The organism is Streptomyces jumonjinensis (genome assembly GCF_009600885.1).
Classification (GTDB): Bacteria; Actinomycetota; Actinomycetes; order Streptomycetales; family Streptomycetaceae; genus Streptomyces; species Streptomyces jumonjinensis.
Map to the genome: position 1 here is coordinate 52,167 of NZ_VCLA01000062.1, position 8,456 is coordinate 60,622.

Consider the following 8,456-nt stretch of genomic DNA (forward strand, 5'->3'; position numbering starts at 1 on the left):
CCCATCGCGCCGGCCCCTCTCGGCCGGATCTACACCACGAAATGGGCGTCGTCCAGCGGGAACACGCCAAAAACGGCGCGGCCGGGGCGCGCGGAAGACCGGTGGCATGGAAGCATTCACGCGGGGCGCACGTCCTCTTCGCACGGCGGCACGCGCCCCGTCCCCCCGCACGGCCACAACGATGGTCCGAGGAGAGAGTGACGATGACCGAGGCGACTCGGCGCACGCCCGGCACGCCCTGCTGGGTGAGCTTGATGGTGCACGGCCTTGACGCGATCCAGATCTTCTACGGCGAGCTGTTCGGCTGGGAGTTCCGTCCCGGCCCCCGGCAGCTCGGCCCCTACGTACGTGCATTTCTCCATGGCAAGGAGGTCGGAGGTCTGGGGCGGCTGCCCGTCGAACGGCATCTGCCGGTCGCCTGGACGCCCTATCTCTCGACCGATGACGCGGACGCGACCACCGAGACGATCCGGTCCAGCGGCGGCACCGTGGGCGTGGGCCCGATCAATGCCTCCAACGCCTGCCGGATGGCGATCGTGTCCGACCCCTCGGGCGCGGTCTTCGGTCTGTGGCAGCCCGCCGCGCACGGCGGGATCGCACCGCCGGGCAGCCCCGGCACCCCGGTCTGGCACGAGTTGGTGACCTTCGAGACCACGGCGATGGGCAAGTTCTACGAGACGGTCTTCGGCTATCAGGTGGAGACGGTGAAGAACGGGGACTTCGGCGGAACGGACCGGTCCTCGCTGCGCCTGGACGGGCAGGCGGTGGCCGAACTGCACGGCGTGGGCCGTGCGCTGCCGCCCGATCGGGGCCCGCACTGGATGACGTACTTCGAGGTGGCGGACGCGGACGAGGCCGCGCAACGGGTGACCGCGCTGGGCGGCCGGGTGCTGCGACCGCCCTCCGACGGACCGCGCGGGCGGGTCGCGACGGTGGCGGACCCGGAAGGCGGTGTTTTCACGGTCATACGGTCGAACCTCTGACGCGACACACTGTTGAATACCTGAGGCGATACGGCCGGTTCCGTGAGGCGGTACGGCCGAATCCTCGACGCTCCACGGCCGAATCCCTGAAGCGATACGGCCGAATCCTCGGCGCTATACCGCCGAGCCCCTGACGCCGCCGGCGTCGACGGGGAGCACATCCGGGGAGAGGGCCGCCGCCCGCGCGCTGGCGGCGGTCATCCGCCGCCGGTGGTGGCGGCGGCAGAGGACCTCGTAGCCGATGTCGCTGCTCGCGTCGACATCGCCGACGACGACCTGGGCGCCTTCGACGACCATCCTGCCGCCGACCGTACGGGCGTTATGCGTGGCCCGTGCGCCGCACCAGCAGAGGGCCTCGACCTGGAGCACCTCGATCCGGTCGGCGAGCTCCACCAGCCGCTGGGAACCGGGGAAGAGCTTGGAGCGGAAGTCGGTGGTGATGCCGAAGGCGAAGACGTCGAGTTCGAGATCGTCCACGACCCGGGCGAGCTGGTCTATCTGCTCGGGGGCGAGGAACTGCGCTTCATCGGCTATGACGTAGTCACAGCGACCGCCCTGGGAGAGGGTCTCGACGAGATGGGCGTAGAGATCGAACCCCTCGGCGGCCTCGACGGCGTCGGTGACCAGACCGAGCCGTGAGGAAAGCTTTCCCTCACCCGCGCGGTCGTCCCGGGTGAAGATCATGCCCTGGAGCCCGCGGGCGGACCGATTGTGTTCGATCTGAAGAGCGAGGGTGCTCTTTCCGCAGTCCATGGTTCCGGAGAAGAACACCAGCTCGGGCATGGGAGGTTGAGACCCTTTCGGTTCTGGGGCGTCGGGGCGGTCGTGTCAAGGAGGATCGGGGAAGATCGGCGAGGATCAGGGAGGATCGATCAGGGACGGCGGGCCGCTCGGGCGGCAGAGGTCAGGACCCAGAGGTCAGGACCGCACTTCCAGGAGCGGCACCAACTGCTCGGCAGCGGTCATGGAGCCATGGAGTCCGACCATCCTGGACTCGTTCGGCTCACTGACGGAAGCGGTGATCGCCACATCGTCACAGGCGGCGGCGACCACATCGCCGATGCGGCCGGTGACCCGCTCGTCGACGGCGGGGCCGAACCAGCCCGCCTCGATCGCCTCCGCCCGGCTCGCGACCCAGAAGCGGTCGCCGAGCACCTCGCGCCAGACGGTGAGCACATCGGCTTCGGCGCCCGGGACGGCGTACACATGCCGTGCCCGGCCCTCGCCGCCCAGCAGGGCGACTCCGGCGCGCAGCGCCCAGTCCTCGTCGAAGTCGATCCGGGAATCGTCGTCGAACGGGATGTCGATCATGCCGTGGTCGGCGGTGATGTAGAGGGCGGTACGCGGCGGAAGCTGCTCGGCGAGACGCTGGGCCAGCCGGTCGACGTACATCAGCTGACCGCGCCAGGCGTCGGAGTCGACGCCGAAGCGATGACCCTTGCCGTCGACCTCGCTGTAGTACGTGTAGACGAGAGAGCGATCGCCCGCGGCGAGCTGCCCGGCCGCGAGGTCCATGCGCTCCTCACCGCTGAGCCGCCCGTGGAACGCTCCGCCGCTCAGGGCGACCCTGGTGAGCGGAGTGGTCTCGAACACCGGGGAGGACACCTGGGCGGTGTGCACTCCGGCCTCGTGGGCGAGCTGGAAGACGGTGGGGTACGGCTGCCAGATCCGCGGCTCGGTGTACGGCTTCCAGCGGAGCTGGTTCATCAGCTCACCGGTGCCGGGGTCACGGACGGTGTAGCCGGGCAGTCCGTGCAGACCGGGGGCCAGCCCGGTGCCGACCGAGGCGAGGGAGGTGGCGGTGGTGGCGGGGAAGCCCGCGGTGACGGGCCGGCCGGCGCCGCCGAGCGAGGTGGGGAGCAGCGAGGTGAGATACGGCGCTTCGTCCGGATGGTTACGGATCTGCTCCCAGCCCAGCCCGTCGATCAGGAAGACGCAGTTGCGATCGGCGGGAGTGAGCTCGGGGATGAGCGGGGCGAAGCCCGGGACGCCCTGTCCCGCGACGAGGGTCGGCAGCAGATCGGCGAGCGAGCCACGGCCGTACGCGGGTACGGGGGCGGTGCCGATCGAGAGCGGTACGGGGTCGTCCGGCCAGAGCGCGGGTGCCGCGGGCTGGACCATCAGCGGGCGGTGCCGGTGGCCGCGGTCGCCTCGGAGAGCGCCTGGGCGAAGGCGAGGGTCTGGCGGACGGTGTCCGGGCCGTCTCCGGCCTCGCTGACCCGGAGGCTGAGGTCGTCGGCGGTGGAGTTGCCGGTGTAGCCGTGGTCGGCCTCGCAGTTGGGGTCGCCGCAGGCGGCGGGCTCCAGGTCGAGACGGGAGACGGCTCCCCAGCCGATGGTGAGCACGACCTCGCGGGGCAGGGTGCCGGGGGTGTACGACTCCGGGTTGGCCACGACCCGGCTGACGACCACGGAGGAGATCCGGTCGAGCTTGACCGACTCGGTGGAGGTCGTGGCGTAAGGCGTGGGGGAGCTGGAGTCGGCGGTCTGCTCATCGGTGTGGCTGACGATGAAGCGGTTGGCGGTGAGAACCAGAACGGTGACATGACGACGCACCTCATTGGCGTCGAAGGTGGTCTCCTGGTGCACCAGGTACGAGGCGATGGGCTCGCCGCCGACAGCGGCCTCCACCGCCTCTGCCACGAGAGCCGGGTAGTAGCCGCTGCGCTCGATCGCCGCTCGCAGCCCCTGGGTCGTCGTACCGGTCTTCGCCATGCGGTCCATCCTACGGGGCCCGGGCGGTGCCGAGCGCTCAGTCGGTTCAGTAGCTGGGCAGACGGCGCGGCCCCAGGTCGGTGAAGGTGGCGGGAGGCGCGAGCCGGACGGACGCGCCGAGCACGGAGAGTCCCCGCTGTGCCACGACAACGGGTTCCAGACTGATTCCCACCACCTCCGGATGATCGTCGACCAGGCGTGATACCCGCAGCAGCAGTTCTTCGAGCGCGGGGGTGTCGACGGGGGCGGAGCCGCGCCAGCCGAAGAGCAGGGGGGCGGTGCGGATGGTTCTGATGAGCTCGGCGGCGTCGCGGTCGGTGGCGGGCACCAGCCGGTGGGAGGTGTCGCCGAGCAGCTCGGAGGCGGCTCCGGCGAGCCCGAAGGAGAGGACCGCGCCCACCGCGGGGTCGATGACGGCGCGGACGACGGTGTCCACGCCCCGGGGCGCCATGGACTGGACGACGAGCCGCAGCTCGACGGGTCTGCCGAGCAGCTCGGTGATCTCGCGGTAGGCCAGGCGCAGCTGCTCCTCGTTGGCGAGATCGAGGCGTACGCCGCCGAGGTCGGCGCGGTGGCGCAGATGGGGGGCGGTGGTCTTGAGTGCGACGGGGTAGCCGAGCCGGGCGGCGGCTTCGGCGGCCTCGTCGGGGCCGGGCGCGGGGAGGGTCGGCCGCACCTGGATCCCGTAGCGGGCGAGCAGCCCATGCGCCTCGTCGGCGGGGAGGGTGCCGCCGCCGCCCGCTCCGAGCAGCCGCTCGATCCGGGCCGCCGCGCCGCTCTCGTCGATGTCGTCGTACGCGGGCACCTTGCCGGGCTCGGCGGCGTCCCGCCGCCATCGGGCGTAGGCCACGGCCTGGGAGAGGGCCCGCACCGCGCGCTCGGCGGCGGGGTACGCGGGAATCCGCCGCCGCGCCCGCGCGGGGTCCTCGCCGGGCGCAGGAACGGGCACAGGCGCGGGCGCGGGCGCGTCCGCGCTGGAGGCTCCGGGGGTGCCGGGACCATCGGGGCCAGGGGTGCCGGAGTCGCCGGGAGTGCCTGGGGTGCCGGGATCATCGGCGCTCGTGATGCCGGAGTCGCCGGGAGTGCCTGGGCCGGACCCCGGTTCGCCGAGAGCATCGGGGGCGTTCGCGGGGGTGCCGGAGGCGTTCGCGGGGGTCCGGGGAGCGGCGTCCGGCTCAGGGCGGGACCGGGACCGGGGCCGGAGAGCGATCCCCTCCCCGCCCGCGCCCCGCGCCGCCGCGAGCACGTCCGCCAGCCCGTCCAGCTCCACATGGACCACCGCCACCGGCTTCGCCGGGGCCGAGGCCGCCGCCTCCCGCAGCGTCTCCGCCAGGACCTCGCTGTACCCCGGCTCGGTCTCCCCGCTCTCCCCCACCCAGGGGATCGCCGTCACCACCACGGCGTCACAGCCGTCGTCCGCCAGCGCCTGGCAGAGCGCCGCCCGGAAGTCCGCCGGGGCGGCCTCCGTCGTCAGATCCAGCGGCGGCAGCGGTCGCAGCCCCTCCGTCAGACAGGCGTCATAGGTCAGCAGCCCGAGCGACTCGGAGTTGCCGAGGATCGCCACCCGGGGGCCCGCGGGCAGCGGCTGCCCCGCGAGCAGCAGACCCACGTCGACGAGCTCGGTGACGGTGTCGACCCGGATCACGCCCGCCTGCCGCAGCAGCGCCCCCACCGCGGCGTCGGGGATCCGGGTCACGGGCACCGCGTGCCCCGGCGGCTCGCTCCCGCTGTGTCTGGCCCCCTTGACCACCACGACCGGCTTCACCGCCGCCGTACGCCGCGCGAGCCGGGTGAACTTCCGCGGATTCCCGATCGACTCCAGATAGAGCAGGACGACATCGGTGTCGGGGTCGTCGTACCAGTACTGGAGGAAGTCGTTGCCGGAGACGTCCGCGCGGTTCCCCGACGAGATGAACGTCGACAGCCCCGCGCCTCTGCGGTCCAGCCCGGAGAGCAGGGCGATCCCGATCGCCCCGGACTGGGTGAAGAGCCCGATCCGGCCGGGCGCGGGCACCCTGGGCGCGAGCGACGCGTTGAGCCGTACGGACTCGGCGGTGCTGATGATCCCGAAGGCGTTGGGGCCGATGATCCGCATCCCGTACGAGCGGGCCAGGCGCACCAGCTCGCGCTGGCGGCGGCGGCCCTCGGCCCCGCTCTCCGCGTATCCGGCCGAGAGCACCACCAGACCGCGGACCCCGTTCTCCCCGCAGTCGGTCACCACCTCCGGCACCCGCTCCGCCGGAACCGTGACGATCGCGAGATCCACCGGCTCTCCCGTCACCGCGACGATCTCGCCGACGGAGCGGAAGGCGGGCACCCCCTCCACCTCGCGCCGGTCGGCGGGGAAGGCCCGGTTCACCCCGTAGACACGGCCGGTGTATCCGGCGGCGAGGAGATTGCGCAGCAGGGAACGGCCGACCCCGGCGGGGGCCCGCCCGGTGCCGACGACCGCGACGGAGCCCGGGGCGAGCAGCCGCTGCACGGAGCGGGCCTCCGCCCGCTGCTCACGGGCGCGCTGCACGGCGAGCGACTTCTCGGTCGGCTCCAGGTCGAGGGTCAGATGGACGGAGCCGTCCTCGAAGCTGCGCTTCTGGGTGTAGCCGGCATCCCGGAACACCTTGATCATCTTGTTGTTCGCGGGCAGCACCTCCGCCGCGAACCGCCGGATCCCGCGCTCCCGGGCGACCGCGGCGATGTGTTCGAGCAGGGTGGAGGCGACCCCGCGCCCCTGATGCGCGTCCTGGACGAGAAAGGCGACCTCCGCCTCGTCGGCGGGGGCGGCGGCGGGGCGGCCCAGCGCGTCGATCCGGTCGTAGCGGACGGTGGCGATGAACTCTCCGCCCACCGTGACGGCGAGCCCGACGCGGTCCACATAGTCGTGGTGGGTGAAGCGGTGGACGTCCTTCGCGGAGAGATGGGGGTAGGGCGCGAAGAAGCGGTAGTACTTCGACTCGTCCGAGACCTGCTCATAGAAGCTGACCAGGCGCTCGGCGTCCTCGGTGGTGATGGGCCTGATGCGCGCGGTGCCCCCGTCACGCAGCACCACGTCCGCTTCCCAGTGATCGGGGTAGTCGTGCTCCGGCGGGGTCTGCATGGCGAAAGCGTACGGCGCTCCGATGCTTCGCGGGGGGCCTGTGGACAACGGTGCCGGGCGGCCCTCACAGGGAGGCCGGGCGGCCCCCGCGGGGAAGGCCGGGGAGCTCCTGCGGGCAAGGACGGTCGGCGCTGCCGTCCCGTACCATGGGACGCTGGTCTAGACAACCGATTTATCCCGAAGGGCAACACCATGGCTGAGCGCCGCGTCAACGTCGGCTGGGCCGAGGGCCTGCACGCCCGACCCGCCTCCATCTTCGTCCGTGCCGCCTCGGCTTCCGGCGTCCCGGTCACGATCGCCAAGGCCGACGGCAACCCGGTCAACGCCGCCTCGATGCTCGCCGTGCTCGGCCTGGGCGCTCAGGGCGGCGAGGAGATCGTGCTGACCTCCGACGCGGAGGGCGCGGAGGCCGCGCTGGACCGGCTCGCCAGGCTGGTCGCCGAGGGTCTCGACGAGCTCCCCGAGACGGTCTGACCCGTCTTCGGCCCGGCGCCGGCCGACCGGAAGCCGTGCTCCCGTCACCACGGGGCACGGCTTCCCGCTTTTCCCAGGTGCGTGCTCCGGCGGGCTCTTCTTTCCCAGGCGCTCCGGCGGGCTCTTCCCGATCGGATTCCCGGGGCGACCGTACGGATTCCCGGACGACCCCGTGCGCATTCCCGGACGACCCCGTGCGCATTCCGGGCGAACGACACCTCATTCCGCGTCCGCACCGAGTTCACCGAATTCAGCGGACACCGCGAAGGCCCCGGCGGAGGAACCGCCGGGGCCTTCGGTGATCCGGGGGAAACCCCCGGGAACGTCCGGTGGCCGCCTCAGCGGCCCGCCGCTCGGATCAGAGCGGCACTCCATGGGCGCGCAGATACGCGAGAGGGTTGACGTCCGAGCCGTACTCGGCGCCGCTGCGGGCCTCGAAGTGGAGGTGCGCCCCGGTGGAGTTGCCGGTCGAGCCGGAGAGGCCGATCTGCTGGCCCGGCATCACAGCCTGCCCCACGGTGACGCCGATCGACCCCAGATGCCCGTACTGGGTGTAGGAACCGTCGTTCATCCTGATCACGACGTTGTTGCCGTACGCCCCGCCCCAGCCGGCCTCCACGACGGTGCCCGCGCCCACCGACATCACGGGGGTGCCGTGGGGGGCGTGGAAGTCGATGCCGGAGTGGCTGCCGGAGGACCAGAGCGAACCACCGGTCTGATATCCGGTGGAGACATGCGAACCGGCGACGGGAGCCTGGAAGGCGTTGAGGCGCTTGCGCTCCTCCTCACGGGCGGCGCGCTCCTCGGCCTCGCGCAGTTCCTCGGCGCGGGCCTCCGCCTTGCGCTGGGCCTCCTCGGCGGCCTCCACCCTGGCGATGGCCTCCAGCCGCTGCGTGGCGGCCTGATCGGCGACCTCGTCGGCGAGGGAGTCCATCTCGGCCTCGGCGGAGAGGACCACCATCGTCCCGGTGTCCTCCAGGGACGCCGCGCCGGTCTCGGCGGCGAGCGCCGGGGAGGCGAGGGTTCCGCAGACTCCCGTGGTGGCGAGGGTGGCGACACCGGCGATGCGCGCGCTTCCGCGCGTCATACGGCTCGGGGCACGGTGTTTCCCGGTGGGGCGGGTCAACGCCATGGAGAGGCCGATCCTTTCCTTCCTTCTCGCCTACCGGGTTAGCTGACGGGTTCGGAGCA

7 protein-coding genes and 1 riboswitch (1 of these 8 only partly in view) are annotated in these 8,456 nt (G+C 72.2%); of the genes, 2 read left to right on the top strand and 5 right to left on the bottom strand.

Annotated elements, in window-relative coordinates:
• Nucleotides 1-203: 203 nt before the first annotated feature.
• Entirely contained in the window at nucleotides 204-983 is a 780-nt protein-coding gene (locus tag FF041_RS07820; RefSeq protein WP_153521621.1) for a VOC family protein, read from the top strand.
• A gap of 114 nt (nucleotides 984-1,097) precedes the next feature.
• On the opposite strand, the gene FF041_RS07825 is transcribed toward FF041_RS07820, so the two are convergent.
• The 4 genes from FF041_RS07825 to FF041_RS07840 all read right to left on the bottom strand — a co-directional run bounded on the left by FF041_RS07825 (nucleotide 1,098) and on the right by FF041_RS07840 (nucleotide 6,791).
• Nucleotides 1,098-1,766, bottom strand: a complete 669-nt coding sequence (locus FF041_RS07825) for a thymidine kinase (protein WP_153521622.1) — start codon at nucleotides 1,764-1,766, stop codon at nucleotides 1,098-1,100.
• 135 nt (nucleotides 1,767-1,901) lie between these two features.
• Complete coding sequence (locus FF041_RS07830) at nucleotides 1,902-3,104, bottom strand: alkaline phosphatase family protein (protein WP_153521623.1); 1,203 nt, start codon at nucleotides 3,102-3,104, stop codon at nucleotides 1,902-1,904.
• Nucleotides 3,104-3,697: a DUF5998 family protein gene (locus FF041_RS07835; RefSeq protein WP_153480527.1), complete on the bottom strand. Its 594-nt coding sequence runs from the start codon at nucleotides 3,695-3,697 to the stop codon at nucleotides 3,104-3,106. The genes FF041_RS07830 and FF041_RS07835 overlap by 1 nt, the downstream gene beginning before the upstream one ends.
• A gap of 46 nt (nucleotides 3,698-3,743) precedes the next feature.
• The gene (locus FF041_RS07840) at nucleotides 3,744-6,791 is read right to left on the bottom strand and encodes a bifunctional acetate--CoA ligase family protein/GNAT family N-acetyltransferase (protein WP_153521624.1); all 3,048 of its coding nucleotides are present in this window, start codon (nucleotides 6,789-6,791) and stop codon (nucleotides 3,744-3,746) included.
• A 192-nt stretch (nucleotides 6,792-6,983) separates the two neighbouring features.
• Here FF041_RS07840 and FF041_RS07845 point away from each other — a divergent pair, with 192 nt between their 5' ends.
• On the top strand, nucleotides 6,984-7,265 hold the full coding sequence (locus FF041_RS07845; protein WP_153480525.1) for an HPr family phosphocarrier protein: 282 nt from the start codon (nucleotides 6,984-6,986) through the stop codon (nucleotides 7,263-7,265).
• Between the two features lie 358 nt (nucleotides 7,266-7,623).
• Here FF041_RS07845 and FF041_RS07850 read toward each other — a convergent pair whose 3' ends face one another.
• Nucleotides 7,624-8,397, bottom strand: a complete 774-nt coding sequence (locus FF041_RS07850) for a M23 family metallopeptidase (protein WP_153521625.1) — start codon at nucleotides 8,395-8,397, stop codon at nucleotides 7,624-7,626.
• A 12-nt stretch (nucleotides 8,398-8,409) separates the two neighbouring features.
• A riboswitch (cyclic di-AMP (ydaO/yuaA leader) is annotated at nucleotides 8,410-8,456 on the bottom strand; it runs 110 nt beyond the window's last position.